Annotated in this window: 20 protein-coding genes; 12 read left to right on the top strand and 8 right to left on the bottom strand. The window is 62.3% G+C overall.

Features of this window, described 5'->3' with window-relative positions; genetic code table 11:
- Window positions 1-42: 42 nt before the first annotated feature.
- From BFD71_RS33760 to BFD71_RS33730, 7 genes are all read right to left on the bottom strand, one after another.
- Complete coding sequence (locus BFD71_RS33760) at window positions 43-801, bottom strand: ABC transporter permease (protein WP_069268568.1); 759 nt, start codon at window positions 799-801, stop codon at window positions 43-45.
- 52 nt (window positions 802-853) lie between these two features.
- A complete protein-coding gene (locus tag BFD71_RS33755; protein WP_069268567.1) occupies window positions 854-2,044 on the bottom strand; it encodes an ABC transporter substrate-binding protein in 1,191 nt (396 codons plus the stop codon).
- A 52-nt stretch (window positions 2,045-2,096) separates the two neighbouring features.
- Complete coding sequence (locus BFD71_RS33750; protein ID WP_083245615.1) at window positions 2,097-2,921, bottom strand: ABC transporter ATP-binding protein; 825 nt, start codon at window positions 2,919-2,921, stop codon at window positions 2,097-2,099.
- Window positions 2,918-4,021: an acyl-CoA dehydrogenase family protein gene (locus BFD71_RS33745; RefSeq protein ID WP_069268566.1), complete on the bottom strand. Its 1,104-nt coding sequence runs from the start codon at window positions 4,019-4,021 to the stop codon at window positions 2,918-2,920. Before BFD71_RS33745 ends, BFD71_RS33750 begins: the two co-directional genes overlap by 4 nt.
- Window positions 4,018-4,584, bottom strand: a complete 567-nt coding sequence (locus tag BFD71_RS33740; RefSeq protein ID WP_069268565.1) for a carboxymuconolactone decarboxylase family protein — start codon at window positions 4,582-4,584, stop codon at window positions 4,018-4,020. Before BFD71_RS33740 ends, BFD71_RS33745 begins: the two co-directional genes overlap by 4 nt.
- 105 nt (window positions 4,585-4,689) lie before the next feature.
- Window positions 4,690-5,649: an AraC family transcriptional regulator gene (locus BFD71_RS33735; RefSeq protein ID WP_069268564.1), complete on the bottom strand. Its 960-nt coding sequence runs from the start codon at window positions 5,647-5,649 to the stop codon at window positions 4,690-4,692.
- A 443-nt stretch (window positions 5,650-6,092) separates the two neighbouring features.
- Window positions 6,093-6,857: an IclR family transcriptional regulator gene (locus tag BFD71_RS33730; RefSeq protein WP_069268563.1), complete on the bottom strand. Its 765-nt coding sequence runs from the start codon at window positions 6,855-6,857 to the stop codon at window positions 6,093-6,095.
- Between the two features lie 164 nt (window positions 6,858-7,021).
- On the opposite strand from BFD71_RS33730, the gene BFD71_RS33725 reads away from it, so the two are divergent.
- From BFD71_RS33725 to BFD71_RS33705, 5 genes are all read left to right on the top strand, one after another.
- Window positions 7,022-8,296 (top strand): aromatic ring-hydroxylating dioxygenase subunit alpha, encoded by a 1,275-nt coding sequence (locus tag BFD71_RS33725; protein ID WP_069268562.1) that lies wholly within the window; start codon window positions 7,022-7,024, stop codon window positions 8,294-8,296.
- 102 nt (window positions 8,297-8,398) lie between these two features.
- Window positions 8,399-9,181: an SDR family NAD(P)-dependent oxidoreductase gene (locus BFD71_RS33720; protein WP_069268561.1), complete on the top strand. Its 783-nt coding sequence runs from the start codon at window positions 8,399-8,401 to the stop codon at window positions 9,179-9,181.
- Between the two features lie 14 nt (window positions 9,182-9,195).
- Window positions 9,196-10,158 carry a PDR/VanB family oxidoreductase gene (locus BFD71_RS33715; RefSeq protein ID WP_083245614.1) on the top strand — a complete coding sequence of 321 codons (963 nt, stop codon included), beginning with the start codon at window positions 9,196-9,198 and terminating at the stop codon, window positions 10,156-10,158.
- A 92-nt stretch (window positions 10,159-10,250) separates the two neighbouring features.
- Window positions 10,251-11,516 (top strand): MFS transporter, encoded by a 1,266-nt coding sequence (locus tag BFD71_RS33710; protein WP_069268560.1) that lies wholly within the window; start codon window positions 10,251-10,253, stop codon window positions 11,514-11,516.
- A gap of 102 nt (window positions 11,517-11,618) precedes the next feature.
- Window positions 11,619-12,722, top strand: coding sequence for a porin (locus BFD71_RS33705; protein WP_256095023.1), 1,104 nt, complete (start codon window positions 11,619-11,621; stop codon window positions 12,720-12,722).
- A gap of 389 nt (window positions 12,723-13,111) precedes the next feature.
- On the opposite strand, the gene BFD71_RS33700 is transcribed toward BFD71_RS33705, so the two are convergent.
- Window positions 13,112-14,371 carry a helix-turn-helix transcriptional regulator gene (locus tag BFD71_RS33700; protein ID WP_256095022.1) on the bottom strand — a complete coding sequence of 420 codons (1,260 nt, stop codon included), beginning with the start codon at window positions 14,369-14,371 and terminating at the stop codon, window positions 13,112-13,114.
- A gap of 176 nt (window positions 14,372-14,547) precedes the next feature.
- Between BFD71_RS33700 and BFD71_RS33695 the strand changes: the two genes are divergently transcribed.
- From BFD71_RS33695 to arsH, 7 genes are all read left to right on the top strand, one after another.
- The gene (locus tag BFD71_RS33695; RefSeq protein ID WP_069268558.1) at window positions 14,548-15,258 is read left to right on the top strand and encodes a hypothetical protein; all 711 of its coding nucleotides are present in this window, start codon (window positions 14,548-14,550) and stop codon (window positions 15,256-15,258) included.
- A 40-nt stretch (window positions 15,259-15,298) separates the two neighbouring features.
- Window positions 15,299-15,982 carry a hypothetical protein gene (locus BFD71_RS40975; protein WP_141710888.1) on the top strand — a complete coding sequence of 228 codons (684 nt, stop codon included), beginning with the start codon at window positions 15,299-15,301 and terminating at the stop codon, window positions 15,980-15,982.
- 485 nt (window positions 15,983-16,467) lie between these two features.
- Window positions 16,468-16,791 (top strand): ArsR/SmtB family transcription factor, encoded by a 324-nt coding sequence (locus BFD71_RS33690; protein ID WP_069268557.1) that lies wholly within the window; start codon window positions 16,468-16,470, stop codon window positions 16,789-16,791.
- A gap of 12 nt (window positions 16,792-16,803) precedes the next feature.
- Complete coding sequence (locus BFD71_RS33685; RefSeq protein WP_069268556.1) at window positions 16,804-17,280, top strand: ArsI/CadI family heavy metal resistance metalloenzyme; 477 nt, start codon at window positions 16,804-16,806, stop codon at window positions 17,278-17,280.
- A gap of 23 nt (window positions 17,281-17,303) precedes the next feature.
- Window positions 17,304-17,798: an arsenate reductase ArsC gene (locus tag BFD71_RS33680; RefSeq protein WP_069268555.1), complete on the top strand. Its 495-nt coding sequence runs from the start codon at window positions 17,304-17,306 to the stop codon at window positions 17,796-17,798.
- Window positions 17,799-17,820: 22 nt separating this feature from the next.
- The gene (gene arsB / locus BFD71_RS33675; protein WP_069268554.1) at window positions 17,821-18,891 is read left to right on the top strand and encodes an ACR3 family arsenite efflux transporter; all 1,071 of its coding nucleotides are present in this window, start codon (window positions 17,821-17,823) and stop codon (window positions 18,889-18,891) included.
- 30 nt (window positions 18,892-18,921) lie between these two features.
- Window positions 18,922-19,644, top strand: a complete 723-nt coding sequence (gene arsH / locus BFD71_RS33670) for an arsenical resistance protein ArsH (RefSeq protein WP_069268553.1) — start codon at window positions 18,922-18,924, stop codon at window positions 19,642-19,644.
- Window positions 19,645-19,775 lie beyond the last annotated feature (131 nt).

Raw genomic sequence — 19,775 nt, 5'->3', positions numbered from 1 at the left:
CCTCGGCGCGAAAGCGGCGTTGAACATCCGAAGCGACGTGCACTAGTCCTGCGTCGGCTGCGCACCGAAGCGGTGATAAAGGCTACGCGCCGCGTAGTCAATCATGAAGCCCAGTGCGCCGATGACGAGGACAACGGCTACGAGTTCCGGGTACGCGAGCCGGTCGCGCGTATCGAGGATGAGATAGCCGAGGCCCGAACTCACACCGAGCATTTCGGCGGGCACGAGTACGATCCACAGCACGCCGACCGCGAGTCGCACGCCGGTCAGGACGTGTGCGGCGATGCCCGGCACATAGACATGCCAGATCATTTCGGCATGCGTCGCGGCGAGACTCTCGCCAAGCTGCACCCAGCGCGTATCGATATGCTGCACGCCCGCCGCAGTGCTCATGACGATGGGCCAGATGGCGGCGAACGCGAGCAAAAAGTAGACGGGCGGATCGCCGACGCCAAGCGACATGACAGCGATCGGCATCCACGAGAGCGGCGAGATCATCCGCAAGAATTGCAGCGCAGGCGAAAGCGCGGCTTCGATCGCCCTGATGCGCCCGATCACGAAGCCGAGCGGCACGCCGAGTGCGATCGCGCATGCGAGACCCACGCCGATGCGCCGCAGGCTCGCGCAGATGTGCACAGTCAACCGGTCTTCGCTGATCAGATCCGGAAGTGCTTGCCATGCGGCAAGTGGGCCGAATTGGGCGGCGAGCGCATTGTGGCGCGCGAGCGCGGCTACTGCTAGCCACCATAACGCCACGATTGCGGCGAGACCCAGCACGCCGAGCGCGGCGCGCGCGGGCATGCTGTTTCGCCCGCGCGATTGCTTGCTGGAAAGTTCCGTGCGGGCGGGCAGGCTAGACAATTATGCTCTCCGAGCGGGCGTAGGAGTCGGGCAAGCCGAACGCCTTCATGCCGCCTGCCGCTGCGATGCTCTTCTTCACGAAGCGGTCATCGACCAGGTCACGCGCGACGAAAGCTGGATCGAGCGCCGTGATGAACTGTGCGTTGCCTTCGACCTGCGTGGTCTTGAGGCGCCGAACGAGCTCCTCCGTAAAAGCCGGGTAGGGATAGGGCTGAAAGTCGATCCGCTTCTCATGCCAGTCGCCGTGCACGATGGCGCGGTCGGCAAAGTAGCGCGCCTCATCGGCAGGCGAGGGTGCGAGTACGCTTTGCAGGATGCCGGCCGCATGCGGCGTGTAATGATTTGCACCGCTCTTCGAAAGCAATTGCGCGGCTTCCCGCGGATGCTCACGCGTCCAGACCTGCGCCTGCACGATCGAATCGACGACCCTCTGCGACCACGCGGGCCGGCCGTTCAGGTCGCGCTCGTGCATGAAGACCACGCAGCACGCGTGATCGCGCCAAACGTCGCCCGTGAAGCGCAGCACCTTGCCGACCTTTAGCGCCTCCGCCGCCGCATTGAACGGCTCGGCGACGATAAAGCCAGCGATCTGTTTCGCGGCCAGTGCGGGCGGCATGTCGGCGGGCGCCATCACGACGAGGCGCACCTCGTTGGGCTTGAGCGTGCCGTCCTTGCCGAGCACGGGCGTGAGGCCTTGCGCGCGCAGCATGTCCTGCACGACGACGTTGTGAATGGAATACCAGAATGGCACGGCGACCGACTTGCCGCCGAGGTCTGCGACCTTGCCGATCTCCGGGGCGACCGTGAGCGCGGAGCCGTTGACGTGATTCCATGCCACCACCTTCGCGGGCGCGCGGCTGCCATAGCGCGCCCAGATCGTCATGGGCGCGAGCAAATGCACGACGTTGACCTGCCCGGAGAGAAACGCTTCGACAAGCTGCGCCCAGCTGCGTAGCAGCGTGGGCTTCTCGACCGCGAGGCCCGCTTGCTCGAAGTACCCGTTGTTATGTGCGACCAGCAGTGGCGCCGCGTCGGTGATGGGCAGGTAGCCGATGCGCAGCGGCGCGTCCGCTTCGGTGGCCGCGCGCGCGTTCAGTGCGTCGAGCATCGGCGCGGCGCCCGCGACGGTAAAGAGCGATGCGAGCTTGAGCCACTCGCGGCGGGTCATCGGAAGCTGGCACATATGGCGGTCGTCCTCGTGTAATGAATTGTCGATTGCGAAGTGGGCGCGTCCGTCACGCGGCGGCCGCTGTCCTGTCCGCCACCGTCTCGCGCAGCGCGGTGACGAGGCGCACACGCAGGGCGCCTAGCGCCTCGACGTGCGCCTCGCGCGGCGTGGGAAGGCTGATGGGCAGATCGAGCGCGATGCTGCGCCGTCCCAGCACGGTCACGCGATTGGACACCAGCAGCGCTTCGTCGATGTCGTGGGTGACGAGCAGCGTGGCCGCTTGCGTGTCGTGCACGACGCGCACGAGCAAGCGCTGCATGTCGGCGCGCGTGAGTTCGTCAAGCGCGCCGAACGGCTCGTCGAGGAGCAGCGTGCGCGGCTCGCGCGCGAGCGCGCGAGCGAGGGCGGCGCGCTGCGCCATTCCGCCTGACAACTGGCGTGGCGCGAGCCGAGCCGCATGAGTGAGGCCGACGGCTCGCAGGGCGGCAGTCACGCGCGCTTCGCGCTCACTGCGTGCGAGCTGCGGCTGGCGCCGGAAGCCAAGACCGAACGCCACATTGCGTTCAACCGAGAGCCACGGCAAGAGGCAGGGGTCTTGAAACGCCAGAGCGACATCGGCGCGAGTGGTCGTCAGGGGGGAGCCGTCCACGCGCACGTCGCCCGCATGCGGCGCGATCAGTCCGGCAGCAATGCGCAGCAGCGTGGATTTGCCGGCGCCACTCGCGCCGAGGATCGAGACGATCTCACCCGCACGCACGGCGAGATCGACGCCGTCGAGGATGCTGCGTTCCTCGCGGCGCAACCCGATGCCGCGAAGCTCGATCCGCGGCGAGTGCCCGGCGTGCTCGGCCGGAAATGCGTCGGCGCCTCGAACGTGAACGACGGTGCTCATGCGGCCTCGCAGCGCCGGGCCTGCGCGAGCTGGTGCTTTAGTTGCACGATGCTCGGCGTGACGATCGGAACGAACGCGGCTTCGCGACTGCGGCGCGCCGTGCCAGTCGCGCTGGTCGAGCGCAGGTAGCCGCGCCCGCCGGCTGCCTGAACGTCAAGCCTCACGGCGGCATCGACCACGTCCGCGAGCGCGATGCGCAATTCGAACTGCGCAGCCGGCTTTGCGACAAAAGCGCCGCAGGTTACGCCTTCGTAGAGACGCGCGCTCAGCCCGTCAAGTTCGTTGCGCAAGGCGTTTGCGTCATCGGCAAGCGCGGTGCGCACGGCAGGACTGCTGAGTGCCACGGCGTCGAGCGCACGGCGCGCGAGCCCGATCGACATGCCACATTGCAGACCCAGAAAGGCGGGCCGTGCGCGGACGAGGAAGGCACGCGCATCGACATCGATCAGCGAGCCTGCGTCGAGTTCGGTGTCCGTGAGCGTGAGCGCCGCCGTGTTGCTGCCCCGCAGCGCGATCAGGTCGAGATCGTCGCTGCGTGTGACGCCGGGCGCGTTGTGCGGTACGGCGAAGATTGCGGGCGGCGCACCGTCGTGACGATCGAACGCGGCTGCCACCACGAAGCCTTCGCGGCGCAGATTGGTGATCCAGGGCAACGCGCCGTCGAGTGCGAACCGCGTTGCTTGTGCATCGCGCGCCGCCGCACGCATCTGTAGCGGCTCGATGGCGGACAGGTACTTCATGGCATTCGACAGGCCGGTCGCGCCTGCATGCTCGCCGGCGAGCAGCGCGGGCAGCCAGCGTGCACGCAATGCTTCGTTGTCGGTTTGCAGCATATATTCGATGAACGTGCGCTGGCCCCAGAACACGAATGCGCTCGCGAGCGAGTGCTGCGCGACCATCGCGATCGCCTCGATGGCATCAACGGTGGTGCCGCCGCTGCCGCCAAGCGAACTCGCCACGCCGACGCGAAAGAGTCCAGCGCGCGCAAGGCGCGGCACGATCTCGCTCGCGTGGGCGGCGCTTGTGTCGATGGCGTCGGCGTGCGCGTCGAGCCAGTCCTCGAGGTCCGACGGCAGAGCGTGGCTGTGCGCGAGCATCATGCTACGCGGGCGTGCGCTTCCCAGCGAAACGCGGCTAGTTGCGGATTGAGCTCGTTTTGCGCGAGGTTGTTCGCGAAGTTGCAAAGTGTGGCGAGACTCACGCCTAGCACGACTTCGAGCGCGTTGGCGTCGCTGAAACCCGCCGCGCGGAACGCGGCGAGCGACGTGTCGGCGACTGCGCCGCGCGTGGTTATCACGTCGCGTGTGAGCTCGGCAACGGCATCGAGGCGTGCATCGCCGCTCGTCACGCCATCGCGCAGCGCATCGACGATGGTGGGCAGCAATTGCGCTTTCTTTAGTGCGACGGCTGTATGACCGGCGACACAGAAGCCGCAGCCGTGTATGGCGGCAGCCGTGATTTGCACGGCTTCACGTTCGGCGAGCGTGAGGCCGCTGCGGCCATTGATTTCGCCGACGGTCAGGTAGGTTTCGAGCGCGACGGGCGCGTTTGCGAGCGAGGCGACAAGGTTCGGCAGAAAGCCGTTCGCGGCCTGCGAGCGCTCCAGAAACGGACGGCTTGCTTCAGGCGCGCTCTCGACGGTATGTAACGGCAGGCGGCTCATGGCGGTTCCTCACGGATTCGAAATAGTGAGCTCGATTGTGGCGATGCGTGCTGCGGCGGACAATGCGCGCGCGTCTGCGAATCATGCGGATTTGTCTCGCACCGCTCAGTGCAGCACGCCGCGAGCGCTCTCGCCAGCCGTGCGGCGCCATGCGCCCGGCTGCAGACCGGTCACGCGCTTGAACGCCTGCGCGAATGCCGACTCCGATTGATACCCCACCTGCTCGGCCGCATCGGGTGTACTCGCGCCGGTGCTCAGCATCGACGCGGCGAATTTCATGCGCACGAGCGTCACGAATTGGGCGGGCGGCTGTCCCGCGAGTTCGGCAAACTGCTTGCAAAAGCGCGCGCGCGACATATTGACGAAATCGGCCATGCGCGCAGTGGTCCAGCGTTCACCGGGCGTCGCGACGATCGCCGCTATGAGCGGCGCGAACGCAGGACGGCGCAGCAGCGCGAAGAAGCAAGGGGCGAGTTCGTCGTTGCTATCGAGTGCACGTAGCGTGTAGACGAACAAGAGGCTGGTCAGGCGCGCGATCAGCGGCGATGGCGCATGCGGGTCGAGTTGCGCTTCGGCGCGGATCAGTTCGAAGATCTGGCGCGCACCCATTTGCGTGGGCTGATCGTGGCGCGCGATGACGTGATCCGGCAGCAAGCCGAGAACGAGACCGTCGAGCCCCGATTTGAACTCGAAGAAGCCGCAGGCGAGGCCGAGGCTGCCCGGCGCTTCTTGGCCTGGTGCATCTAGCGGTGTCATCTGGCCATCGCGCACACTCTCGCGGCCCGGCGCGGGCGGTTGCGGGTCGGGAGAGAGACAGTGAGGCTGGTCATTTAGGAGGAAGACGGCGTCGCCGGCCGCGAGCGCCACGCTACGCGCGCGCCGGGTGGTTCCAGCTGGCAGATGTAGCCAGCAGCTGCCATGCAGAACGACATGAAAACTGGCGCGGCGATGGCCGCTCGTGGAGGCCTGCCAGGCGCCGCAATACTGGCCAACATGAAACAGCGTGCTGTGCAGTTCGAGATCTTCAAGCAGCCAGTCGGAAAAAGCATCGGCGTGTGACAGCATGAATTCCAGATAGCTGAGGCGTGGGCGAACGTATCGCACAGTTGCTCAGCTTAACCCGGTGTTCGCGCCGGCATAACGAACGAATTTTCACATGCTTATTCCCTGCTTTGCAGAGCGGGGCCGACGGTCACTGACCGTTTGCTGTGCGCTCTGTGCGCGCCGCGAGACTATTCACTTGGCCCGCGCGAACCTCCATAATTGTTTCTGTGTCTGGAAGAAGCAAACCGCACCGCAAGCACACCCGATCGATTAGGGCAGCTTGGCTTGCACTTCCCCGCTATGGATACGCCGCTCATTTACCGCACAAGCTATCTCTTGTTCGGTTGGGTCAACAACAGCCTGTTCATTTCGCCGGACTGACACTGTCGTTTCCTTCAGCCATCGCGGAATCGACGACGGGTATCGCTGCCCGAATCTATCTGTTGAAAGCGTTTCGTCGCCAACTAGATGGTCTTTGCCTTGTAACCGAGCGCGCGCGAAAGATTTGCGGTTTCGCGCTTGAGCAAGTCTCTGAAGAGCGCAACGCGCTCTTGTGTCACGCGCACGCTGGGGCCAAATATGCTGAGCGCACCAGCCACCTGATTGGCTCCATTGAAAAACGGTGCGGCTACCGCCACGGCGCCTTCGATCAACTCGTGATGGCTGGTCGCATAGCCCTGTTTGCGGATGGTTTCGAGATCCGCAATGAAATGCGTGACGTCATGCTGCGTATCGGATGCATAGCGATGCAGTTCCTCGGCACTGAGATGCATATGTGCCAGGATCGAGCGGCCACTCGCCCCGAGCATGAGCTTCTCGCGATAGCCGACGCCGCGGCGAAAGCTAAGGGGCTGTGGGCTCTCCATCTCCGCCACGCAAACCCGGTATACGCCCTGCGGCACGAAGAGCGCGACCGTTTCGCCCGTCTCGTCCCATAGCCGCTGCAGCATGGGTTGCGCAATCTGCGCCACGCTATGGCTGGTCATCCATACGTGCGCGAGCTGCGCGATCGCGCTGCCCAGGCTAAACCGCTGCGGCTCCCCTGCCGAACTCAGAAACCCACTTTGCTCCAGTGTACTGAGCAGCCGGTACAGCGTCGGCCGGCTGAGATCAACGCGGGTAAGCAATTGCGCCACCGTTAGTTCGGCGTCTCCTGGCCGGAACGCCAGGAGAATCTCAAGCGCTCGCTCGACGGCCCGCACATTTTCGTGCGCTTTTTTCTCTTCCATTTGAAATTTCCTGCCCATGGTCATGGTGTGCCGACTGCACATTGTAGTGAAAGTCCTGGTGCCTATTTCTTGACCAGGATCAATGTGTCCGTATAATGAGAATACTGTCTCATACAGCGGACAAGTTGGCAACACAATGAACTGATTCAGGAGAAGGAGAAAGCATGGACAAGAACATGTCTGAGACCCTGGTGCGCACGGGCCCGGGAACCGCGATGGGCAACCTGATGCGCCGTTACTGGGTGCCGATCCTGCTGACGAGCGAGATCGCCGAACCCGATTGCCCGCCGGTGCGCGTGCAGATCCTCGGCGAAAAGCTGCTCGCGTTTCGCGATTCAGAAGGCCAACCGGCGTTGATCGACGAGTTCTGCTCGCACCGCGGCGTATCGCTTTACTTCGGCCGCAACGAAGAGAACGGCATCCGCTGCTCGTATCACGGCCTGAAATTCGACCGCAACGGCAACTGCGTGGAAGTGCCGTCCGCGCCACAGGCGTGCAAGCACATGGGCATCACGGCGTATCCGTGCATCGAACGCGCGGGCATCGTGTGGGCGTACATGGGACCGAAGGACCGTCAGCCGGCACCGCCGGACCTCGAATGGTGCAACCTGCCGGAGAGTCACGTGTTCGTGTCGAAGCGGTTGCAGGAGTCGAACTACCTGCAGGCGATGGAAGGCGGGATCGACACGAGCCACGTGTCGTACGTGCACCGCTATGAAGTCGACGACGACCCCATGCACCAGGGCACGAAGGCGCTCGACTACATCAAGGCAGACGGCAACGTGATCTTCGAGATCGAGAAGCAGCCGTTCGGCCTCACGCTGTTCGGCCGCCGCAACGGCGAGCCGGACTCGTACTACTGGCGCGTGACGCAGTGGCTGTTTCCCTGGTACACGCTGATCCCACCGTTCGGTGATCACTCGCTCGCCGGCCACGTGTGGGTGCCGATCGACGATCACACCTGCTGGGCGTGGAGCATCAACTTCCGTCCGGACCGCCCGCTCGATGAGCAGGAACTCGCCGACCTGAACGCCGGCAAGGGCATCCACTGCGAATACGAAGAGGGTGGCACGTTCCGTCCGAAGGCGAACAAGGACAACGACTACCTGATCGACCGCCAGGCGCAGAAGGAAAAGCGCGCGTACTCAGGCGTGTTCGGCTTCGCGATGCAGGACGCGTCGCTGCAGGAAAGCATGGGGCCGATCCAGGACCACAGCAAGGAAAAGCTGCTGCCGACCGACCGCGCGATCGTGATGGCGCGTCGCATGATGTACGAGGCAGCGACGGCTCTGGTGCCCGACACCGATCCGCCCGCGATCGACGCCGATCAGCAGCGCGTGCGTGCTGCCGGCGTGCTGCTGCCGCGCGATCAGAAGCCGCAGGAATGGGCGGTGATCCATCTCCACGACGGCAAGGACCAGCCGATCTACTCGATCTGAGGCCTGGCGGGGCCGGCTTTAGCTCCGCAACGCTTGTCGTCGTCCGATCCATCTGGACATTTGCCAATCCGTACAAGGAGGCCGGACTCGCGCCGGCATGCAATGCAGCAACGTAAAAGACTTGAGGGCAAGGTCGCGCTGATCACTGGCGGCGGAGGCGGCATCGGCGCCGCGACCGCGCGCGTGTTCTGCGCGGAGGGGGCCGCGGTAGTGCTCGTCGATGCGAACCCGGACGCGCTCGCTCGCGTCGTGGAAGAACTGAAGGCGGCCGATCCGTCCGCGCGTGCCGAGACGTTCGCGGCCGACGTGTCGCACGAAGCCGATGCGACGCGCGCGGTTCAGCTAGCCGCCAACGCGTTCGACCGGCTCGACGTGCTGGTGAACAACGCGGCGATGCGCAACTACAGCGCGCTCGCCGACGCGACGCCGGCTGAGTGGCAGGCGATGGTGTCGGTCAATCTGATTGGCACATCGAACTATTGCCGGGCGGCGCTGCCGTTCCTGCGCCGCGCGGGCCGCGCGAGCATCGTCAACGTGTCGTCATGCTATGCCGAGACCGGGCGCAAGGGCATGGGTCTGTATGACGCGACCAAGGCCGGCATGCTCGCGATGACCCGCACGCTCGCGTTCGAGGAGACTGCGAACGGCGTGCGTGTGAACGCGGTGTGTCCCGGCTCGACGCTCACCGAATTTCACGTGAACAAGGCCATTGCATCGGGCAAGAGCGTCGAAGTGCTGAAGACGCAGCGCCAGGATACGTCGTTGATGGGCCGGTGGGCGTCGCCCGAAGAGATTGCATGGCCGATTCTGTGGTTCGCGAGCGACGAGGCGTCATACATCACCGGCACAACGCTGATGGTCGACGGCGGCCTCTCGGCGATGTGAGTGGAGGAGGCCGCATGAACATGACCGATTCCACGTTGATGGTGCGTGTCGCCGCGCGACGTGAGGAGGCCGACGGGATTGTCGGATTCGACTTCGTCGACATCGATGACCGCGATCTGCCGCCGTTCGACGCTGGCTCACACATCGACGTCTACGTGCCGGGAGGGCCCGTGCGGCAGTACTCGCTGTGCAATGCACCTGCAGAACGCCACCGCTATCAGATCGCTGTGCTGCGCGACGCCGCTTCGCGCGGCGGATCGCAGGGGATACACGATGCTGTAAGCGAAGGCGACGCGATTCGCATCGGCGTTCCGCGCAATCATTTCCCGCTCGCACGGACTGACGCGAAGCCGCTGCTGCTGGCGGGCGGGATTGGCGTGACGCCGATTCTCTGCATGGCGGAGCAACTGGCAGCGGCGGGCGAAGCGTTCGAGATGTACTACTGTGCGCGCTCGAAGAGCCGTGCAGCGTTCACTGAGCGGATCGCCGTGTCGATGTGGGCGGATAATGTGCAATACCACTTCGACGACGAGCACGGACGGCTTGATCTGAACGTGCTGCTGGCGGGCGTCGGCACAGAGCGGCATCTGTACGTGTGCGGGCCGCAGGGCTTCATGAATGCGGTGCTCGACACGGCGCGCTCGCTGGGATGGAGTGACGATCGTCTCCACTACGAATACTTCGCGGCGGGGCAGTCGTTGGGCGATGGCGCTTCGTTCGATGTGCGGCTCGCGCGCTCTGGCCGCGTCGTTTCGATTGCAGCCGACTGCACGGTGACGCAGGCGCTCGCGGCAGCAGGCGTCGACGTGCCGGTGTCGTGCGAGCAGGGCATCTGTGGCACCTGTATCACGCGGGTACTCGAAGGCGAGCCTGATCATCGAGACCTGTTCCTGTCGCCTGAAGAACAGGCGCGCAATGACCAGTTCCTGCCGTGCTGCTCGCGTGCGAAGTCGAGGGTGCTCGTGCTCGATCTCTAACGATCATCGACGGTCTCGCTGTTTCGCGCGGCCGTCGCCATCCATCAGAAAGAAAACGGGCGGCTACTGGCACGTCCGGTATTGGAGGAGTCATGGAGAAGAATCTGGCATCGTCGGAGGGCATGCCCGTGAGCGTCCGCGCCCGCACGGGCAACGTTGCGCAGGCGGCGAATAATGCCGACGTGAGCCCGTATCGCTGGGTCGCACTGTTCATTGTCTGGGCCGCCTTTCTGCTCAGCTATGTGGTCCGCGTTGCATGGAGCACAGTGGCCGCGCCCGTTGGCGCGTCGCTCGGCATCAGCGTGTCGATGCTCGGTGCGTTCGTGACCGCGTTTTATGCTGGCTATGTGGTCGCGAACGTGATCGGCGGCATGCTGACGGATCTGCTGGGCGGCCGCGCAATGCTGACGCTCGCACTGCTGCCGCTCGGTGTGCTCACGTTCACGTTCGGCTACACCCATTCGCTCGCGTTCGGTATCGTTATCCAGGCCGCGATGGGCTTCGCGGCGGGCGCTGACTACTCGGCCGGCATGAAGATCATCCCCGCGTGGTTCACGCGCGACCGCGGCCGCGCAATGGGCCTCTACACCACCGCGACGTCGCTCGCCGTCGTGATCGCGAACGCGGTCGTGCCGTCGTTCTCCGCGCGCCACGGCTGGCCGAACGCCTTCCACATGCTCGGTATCGTCACGTTCGCGTGGGGCATCGTAGCGTTGCTGCTGCTGAAAAACCGCCCATCGAGCGAACCGAAGCCGGCGCGCAACAGCACGCAGGAAATGCTCGGCCTGTTGCGCAACCGCAATCTGATCGCGCTCTCGGTCGCAGGCTGCGGCGGATTGTGGGCGACCGTCGGCTTCGGTGCATGGGGCAACGCGCTGATGACACGGCAATACGGCATTTCGCCGATCGTAGCCGGGTCGATCGTCGCTTCGTTCGGCATCGGCGCGGTGATCGCGAAACCGACGCTCGGCTGGATTTCCGACTTGCCCGGCGTGTCGCGACGGATGATGTCGATCGGTTGCCTGGTCGCATTCGCGATCACGCTACTGGCGTTCGGCTACTGCTCGACGGTGCACGAGTTCTATCTGGTCGCGCCGATTCTGGGGGCTTTCGCGTTCGGCTATCTGCCGGTGCTGATGGCACAGGTCAGCGACGCTTCCGGAAAACGTCTCGCGGGTGCAAGCGCCGGGTGGACAAATGCGATCTGGCAGACCGGCAGCGCAGTGTCGCCGATCGTGGTTGGCTCGCTGTATGGTGCGAGTCATTCATTCATGCTCGCGGTGATTACGCTCGCAATCGGACCTGTTATCGCGGTCGCAGCGATGCTTTTTGTCAACCCGCATATTGCGCGCGAATAGCCGGTTCCCTGGAAGCCGGCTCGCCGGATTCCTTTACAGGATTCATCGCGAAATTACTATTTCGTAATACTAAAGAATATATTTTAAAACTGGAGACACGTGGTGAAACACAAGCCTTTCGCCGGGACATCGAAGGTCCTTTTTGCATGCGGCATCGGTATCGGCATCAGCGGCGCGGCGCAGGCGCAGTCGTCGGTCACGCTCTATGGCATCGTCGACTCGGGGGTGACATACGTGACACACGCCGCCACGGCGCAGGGAAAGTCGGGCGCGCAGGTCGCGCTCGGCTCCGGCAACCGGCTGAATTCACGCTGGGGTTTCACCGGCAAGGAAGATATCGGCAATGGGTTGCGGGCGATCTTCACGCTCGAATCCGGCATGGCGATGAATACGGGTGCCCTTCAGCAAGGGGGGCGGCTTTTCGGCCGCCAGGCGTTCGTCGGACTGGAATCGAACACCTACGGCGCGTTGATGCTCGGCCGTCAGATGACGCCGATGTACCGTTACTTCCTCGCGCTCGATCCGCTCGGCTATTCGAGTTACGGGCTTTCGGCGCAGGACGCGCAGTTCGTCGGTCGCGCGGACAACTCGGTTTCGTATCTCGGTCATGTGGGACCGTTCGAGCTGAATGCGTTGTACAGCTTCGGCTATGACGCGGTGACCTACAGCGTGCCAGTGGCCGGCTCGTTCCGCGTCAGCAAGCAGTACGACATCGGCGGGCGCTTTTTACAAGGTCCATTAAACCTCACGTTCGTGTACGAGCAGCGGCAAGGGTCGGTCATCGCGTCTTCGGGTGACAGCGAACGGCGATACGTGGTTGGGGGTTCGTATCAGATCGCCAAGGCGACACTGTACGGAGGCTATGAACTGCTGCTGAACGACGTCAAGTCGACGCTCGCGGCTTCGCCGCCGCAGTCGATGGCGTTCGCGGGCCTGCGCTACCAGGCGACCCCGGCGCTGGACGTCTCAGCCGCGGCGTACTACCACTCGTATCGAGATGTCGACGCACACGCACTGAGCACCGGTCTCAATGCGGATTACTGGCTGTCAAAGCGCACGGCGCTGTACACCGACATCACGTATGTGATCAACAGCTCGAAGGCTGCGCTGAGCGCGACGGGTTGGGCGACGCCGGTCGCGACGACGACCGTGGCCACTGGCTCGAACCAGCTGGCGGTTGCGATCGGCGTGCTGCACAAGTTCTAAAGTTAGCCGAACGCCGTGGCAGCGGGGACAGGTAGTGACGACGCAGCGCGCACTTTGCAAGCCAGCGCACGACGATGCACGGCTCATCGTCGTGCGTTTCCATTTTCTGGAAAGCGGTGAAGCGGCTTCCGGAAACGACCCCCGAGCGGTCCTTCGACCAACCGTCCCGTTGACGTCCGCTCTCAAAGCGACGGATAGGGGTAGGAAACGGCGATCGCCGTTTCCCACCCCTATTCTGCGACCCTGAACAGCCACTCGGGCCTTCGGGATACCAGTGTCCGTTTTTCAAGGTCCAGCGGCTGTTCGGGTACGCCCGCCGGCATCGAACAAAACGATGTAAGACTCGCGATAGCGCATCTAGCCTCTTACAACTCTCGGTATCGCATCACTCATCCTTGTCGCTCGCATTCGCTGGTTTTGCCCGTAAGGTGACTCACACGTTGCGTGAGGACCCATACCATCAGTCCTACTGCCTCGGCCTGAGAACGCGTCCGGGTTTTCTCGAAAATTGCCCGAAGCTGGGTCCGAACGGTCGAGATGCTGATTGAGTTGCGTTCAGCGTATTGGTCAGGCGACCTTCCCTCGATCAGCGCTTCGGCCACCTTAGCCTCGGCGGTACTCAAGTTGAATGCCTGGCGTAACTGGTCGGCGGTTGCGAGTGGGGTACAGCCACGACGACGTGCCATCACAAGCAATGACGCTCCTGCACATTGCCGGCCGAGAGCGTCGCGCGGCAATACGCTGATTCCGAGAAAAATCTCGAAGTGTCCAGTCGTTTCCTCGCATAAAACTACGGTTTCACCGATACGAGTTTTGAGCACCCGTGCGAGGGCCCCCTGCAAGCGATCATTCTGTTTCGAAGATGTCGCGGCCAGCCGGCCATGCTGCAGCTTCAGACAACCCGTCGCGCGAAGCATGGTTTCAGCCTCGCGGTTAGCCGAAACTGTCCGAAAATTCTTGTCTAGCGCGAACACCGCCACATTTAGCTGTCCAGCGAGTTCGGCACCAGTGGCGGCGTCATGATGTAACACTAACGCGTCCTGCCAGAGCCGGATGGCCCTTTGCAGGTGTCCGCTGACAGACGCCAGTTTTGCACGCTCCCGCGCTTCAAACGGCGTGCGGCCCGCAGCCCGAACAAAGGCTACAAGCACGTCGTCCCGGCCGCTTGTTGCGATGCGGGTCCCAAACATGTAGCGCAATCCATTTGGAATCAGAAAATCCTGGAAGAATTCGCTACGGGAAACGTAGGGATCGTCAAAGTGGTCCTGGCAGGCGAACCAGGTCTGGGCCGGTTGGCTGTTTACAAGATCGACTCGAGGGTCAAGGGCCCGGTAGTATTGGACATAATGGCCAATCATTGCTTCGAACGTGGTCGCGGCAGACGAGTAGTGCGAAAAATGTGGCACATCCCTTACGGCGTCGACGCTGTACATGTGGAAGATGTCCGCGCCAATCCATTCTGCCATGTGCTGGACCACCTCAAAGAAGCCGTCCTGGCGGAGAGCGGATTCATATAGATCTCCAACGAGCCCATCTTTCTTGTCCATTGCAATGTCCCCGTCGTAACGGACGCTGACGTGGTGCTCTCTGTCATAAGATCGCCCGGCGTCCGGGAGCCGCTTGGAGGGCTCGCCGCCTTTCTTGCTCATTACGCACTGGGCAAGTTGCTCCGCAAGTTTAGGATTTTTCGGAATGCCCCATGTTCGCCAGCGCACATTTCACGAATATTTTCATCCATTTGAGTGATGCAACAACGCCAGCCTCGGCACTAAGACATCCTTCAATGGACCGTCTTCAATTTCAGGCTGACTTGTCGGAGGCATAAATGAACAGATCAATTCCGGCCGCCGTTGTCGTGTGCCTGTTTTGCCCGATGATCGCCAACGCGCAGTCCTGCGATTTTGACAAACCTGTCGGCACCTGCACGGCGAGCTACAGGGTGCAAAGTATCCGGAACGACCCTGCAAAGATTAACTCGGCCGCAGAAATTAAACTGACCGTCCCGGGAGCGCAGTGTTCAAAGGTCACCTTTTACGTTGACTCCACGCCCTACATTTCGGTTTTTGATCACAAGACAACTGTCATTGAGCAGATTTTCGGAACAACGACAATCACAGATCAAACGGTGTCGATCGATAGCTGCCAAACCTACGCGATGAAGGACGACCGTAAAAAAGATGGTGATGGCTCAAAGGACCCCAACGCGGCTGATGGCGACGTAGCGAAGATGTTCAATGACGCTGCAATCAATCCAGCTTTCGATCCGACGGAATCTGGCGCCTCATTCGATCAACTGGCAGATGGCGCCGCGTCTTCCGATGAGGGTTTTGGAATGATTCTGTCGGTCCTCGGTGGCACGACGCAAGCAATATCTGCGAATCAAGCTGCCACCGGCGCGCGCGCCGCAGCCGCCGCGATGATAGCAACCCCAACTGTTACGGGAAACGCCGCGATGAAGCCGAGCGATAACAATCCGAGGCCTATTAATTGCACGTACGGGCCGACCACGGACGCGCGCTATGCTTGCGCACATTAATTAAACATCAACGTGCGTCAATCTCCGGAGAGGAAATCATATGCGTGCAGGCATTCAATGTCGGGCGATGGCGGCCGCTGGTCTTTGCATCTTGGTCCAGGCGTGCGCAGGGCCGCCAGTGCCGCCGCAAGTGAGTATGGACGACGGAGTCATTCCTACGCAGAAACCCCAGTCAAGAGCCAAAAAGGTGTTGAATGGGCCAAATGCCCGACTGGCGGTCATCCTGAGCAAAAACTCGATAGCTAATGTTCGGTACCTGAGAGACTATAAGAAGTTCTGCGAGGATGGCGAAGGCAATCCAATATTGAAAGATTCATTGCGAAAAAGCTGCGCGGAAAAGAGCGACCCCAGCTATTTTGTCCGATGGATTACAAAATCGCTGACCAGTAATTTCGGGGAGGTCATGTTTTATGAAAATGTCAGTCAGGCAAAGAATAGCAAGCCGGATGATTTTGCCGTTGTTAATATATTTTACGATCCATGGGGCGATACAGAGGTCGCAGACATAAAAATCGAGTTTTTCGATCACAATTTCAGTTATGTTGCGACTGCACAGGGAGCAGCCAATGTCCCTTCGGATAGATGGAGCGGATCAAATGCCTCGGATTACATTCGGATCGATAAGCGACATGCCCAGATACGCACTGCGGCGCTGATGGAACTGGATCGTTCGCTATCTGCCAACCTAGTCAAGCCCGTTAGCTGGTACTCGGCGAAACCATGACGACCGGCAGGTAGCGACGTTCGGAGGGGCGGACCAACGATTCCGAGCGAACAGTGGACCAGCTATTTAGTTCGATTGCGCACACTCGCTGCCGTGTGTGGCAACGCGCAACATTCAGCGCGGTGACTCACTCGTTCGGTTACATATTAAACGCATCGGAATGCACTGATCGGCGCCGCTCATGCGTCAGGTTTCAGAGTGATGCGGCCGCTCCGATGGCAGAATCCCAACGTAGCCGAATGGCAGTTGCCGCCGACTGTTGCCCGAGGCGGTTGGCTGAAGTCGACCCTGTCCTTCGACCACCACCCCGTTGACGTCCGCTCTCAAAACGATAGCCGCCGCTGACCTCATTTGCGTCGGCGTTGCCACGCGTTGTTTCTAGCTAGCACGGCGGTTTGGCCGCGCATGGAAGTCAGAGAGTGTATGTTCCCGGCGAACCGCCGCAGTGGCTTGCTTTCACGTAACATTTCGAATATATTGGAATTATGGAAGATAAAGACGTTATCCGCGCCCTTGCGGCGCTCGCCCACGAACTGCGCCTGCGCGTGTTCCGCATGCTGGTTGTCGCTGGCCCGACCGGCTTGACGCCGGGCGCCATGGCGGAACAGCTCGACGTTCCCAATGCGACGCTCTCCTTTCACCTGAAGGAGCTGATGCACGCGGGGCTCGTCACGCAGGAGCGCGACGGTCGCAGTCTGATCTATCGGGCCGCCTATGACCAGATGAACGCGGTCCTTGGTTTCCTGACCGAAAACTGCTGTCAGGGGCAGCCTTGCCTTGAACCTGGCGCGGCCTCATGCAAATGCTGACGGAGAACCACCATGAAGCGGTTTCACATCCACGTCCACGTTGACGACCTCGCAGCCAGTATCGCGTTCTATTCGAAGCTGTTCGCCGCAGAACCAGCGCGCGTCGAGGTGGACTACGCGAAATGGATGCTGGACGATCCCCGCGTGAACTTTGCGATTTCAACACGCGGTACGAAGGCCGGCGTGGACCACCTCGGCTTCCAGGTGGACGATGCGGCCGAGCTTGCCGAACTCGCAACGCGGGCGGAGGCGGCGGACATGGCCCTGCTCGACCAGGGCGAGACAACCTGCTGCTATGCGCGCAGCGACAAGCACTGGGTTCTCGATCCGCAGGGGATTGCCTGGGAGCACTTTCATACGCTGGACGGCGCTCAGGTATATGGCGAGAGCAGGCAAACATCGTCGTCGACAGGGGCAACGTCCTGCTGTGCCCCGAGCGGCAAACCCGTTGGTTTCCCTGTTAAACCTGCCGGTTCGGCCTGCTGCTGATCACGCTGCCCACAGACAACACCATGACCACAAACGTACTCATCCTCTGCACGCACAATTCCGCGCGCAGTGTGCTTTCCGAAGGCATGCTGAACCACTGGGCGAAGAAGCTCGGCAAGGACGTCCGCGCGTACAGCGCGGGCAGCGCGCCGAGCGGTCGCATCAATCCGTTCGCGCTCGAAGCGCTGACGAACGCCGGTATTGATACGGAAGGCTATCGCAGCAAAAGCTGGGATGAATTCGCGCAGGATGGCGCGCCCGAGATGCGCATCGTCATCACGGTCTGCGACAGCGCTGCGGCCGAACAGTGCCCGTTCTGGCCGGGCAGCCCTGTCAAGGTCCACTGGGGCTACGCCGATCCGTCGAACGCGCCGGGCGGCGATGAAGCCAAACGGCACGCATTCGAACTCACGCGCGAAGCGATCGGCTATCGCATGCTGCAACTGCTCGCGCTCCCGCTCGAAAGACTGGACAACGCCCAACTGCAGCAGGCGCTAAACGACATCCTTCAGAGCTGAATCCTCTCCATCAAGTCACCCCATGAACACCCCCAATGTTGCCGCTTCGGGGAAGCCGGCCGCGAAACCGGCCATCAGCTTCTTTGAGCGATACCTGACCGTCTGGGTCGCGCTGTGCATCGTCGCCGGCATTCTCCTTGGACAGGTGCTGCCTGGTGTCTTCCAGATGATCGGCCGGTTGGAATATGCGCACGTCAATCTGCCGGTCGGCGTGCTGATCTGGGTGATGATCATCCCGATGCTCGTCAAGGTCGACTTCGGCGCGCTGCATGAGGTGCGCGAGCACGTCAAGGGCATCGGCGTGACGCTCGTCGTGAACTGGCTGATCAAACCATTCTCGATGGCATTGCTCGCATGGCTCTTCATCAAGCACCTGTTCGCGCCGATGCTGCCTGTAGAGCAACTCGACAGTTACGTCGCGGGCCTGATCCTGCTTGCCGCCGCGCCCTGTACGGCGATGGTATTTGTCTGGAGCCGGCTGACCGGCGGCGATCCGTTGTTCACGCTTTCCCAGGTCGCGCTGAACGACAGCATCATGGTGGTCGCCTTTGCGCCGCTTGTCGGCCTGCTGCTTGGCATTTCCGCGATCACGGTGCCGTGGGCGACGCTGCTCACGTCTGTCGTGCTCTACATCGTGATTCCGGTCATCCTCGCGCAGATCCTGCGCAAGGTGCTCCTTGTCAAGGGGCAGGCGGCATTCGATGCAGCGATGGCAAAAATAGGCCCGTGGTCCATCACCGCGTTGCTGGCGACGCTGGTGCTGCTCTTCGCGTTCCAGGGCGAGGCCATCCTGAAGCAGCCGCTCGTTATCGTACTGCTCGCTGTGCCGATCCTCATCCAGGTGTTTTTCAATTCGGCTCTTGCATACGGGCTCAATCGCGCGGTCGGCGAGAAACACAACATTGCCTGTCCGTCGGCGCTGATTGGTGCGTCGAACTTCTTCGAACTGGCTGTCGCCACGGCAATCGGTCTGTTCGGATTCAACTCAGGGGCCGCGCTCGCAACGGTCGTGGGCGTGCTAATCGAGGTGCCGGTCATGCTGCTCGTGGTGCGCATCGTCAACCGCTCAAAGGACTGGTACGAGTGCGCCTGAGGAATACAGAAACGATCACAGAGGGCAAACGTGTCCGATCTCACGACTGACCTCCCGCAGGTGGACCCGGCACTGTTTCGCGTGCCCGATATCAATCGCCTGCAGCCTGCAAAGGCGTCGCCGCATCCGCCGCGTTTCCTGCTGCTCTATGGTTCGCTGCGCGAGCGCTCGTTCAGCCGCCTGCTGAGCGAGGAAGCTGGACGCCTGCTCACGGCGATGGGTGCAGAAGTGCGCACATTCAATCCGAGCGGCCTGCCGCTGCCGGACGACGCGCCGGACAGCCATCCCAAGGTGGCCGAGCTGCGCGAGCTGGTGCTGTGGTCGGAGGGCATGGTCTGGTGCTCGCCCGAGCGGCACGGCGCGATGACCGGCATCATGAAGGCGCAGATCGACTGGATTCCGCTTTCGGTTGGGGCGGTGCGGCCGACCCAGGGCAAGACGCTTGCCGTGATGCAGGTCAGCGGCGGCTCGCAGTCGTTCAACGCCGTCAATCAGATGCGCGTGCTCGGACGGTGGATGCGCATGCTGACCATCCCCAACCAGTCGTCGGTGGCCAAGGCGTTCACGGAGTTCGACGACGCCGGCCGCATGAAACCTTCAGCCTATTTCGACCGCGTCGTTGACGTCATGGAGGAACTGGTCAAATTCACGCTGCTGACGCGCGACATCGGTCCGTATCTTGTGGACCGGTACAGCGAGCGCAAGGAGAGCGCTGAGGAGCTGATGAAACGCGTCAACCAGACAAGCATCTGACCCATGGCGCCCCCCGCTTCGGATCGTAAGCCAGGCGAGAACACCGCGACATGGGCGCTGGCCGTCGCCCAACTCGTCGCATGGGGAACGGTCTATTACGCCTTTTCGCTCTTCGTCGTACCGGTTGAACT

This window comes from Paraburkholderia nodosa, assembly GCF_001718195.1.
GTDB lineage: Bacteria > Pseudomonadota > Gammaproteobacteria > Burkholderiales > Burkholderiaceae > Paraburkholderia > Paraburkholderia nodosa_A.
This window is presented reverse-complemented; position numbering and strand designations above follow the sequence as displayed.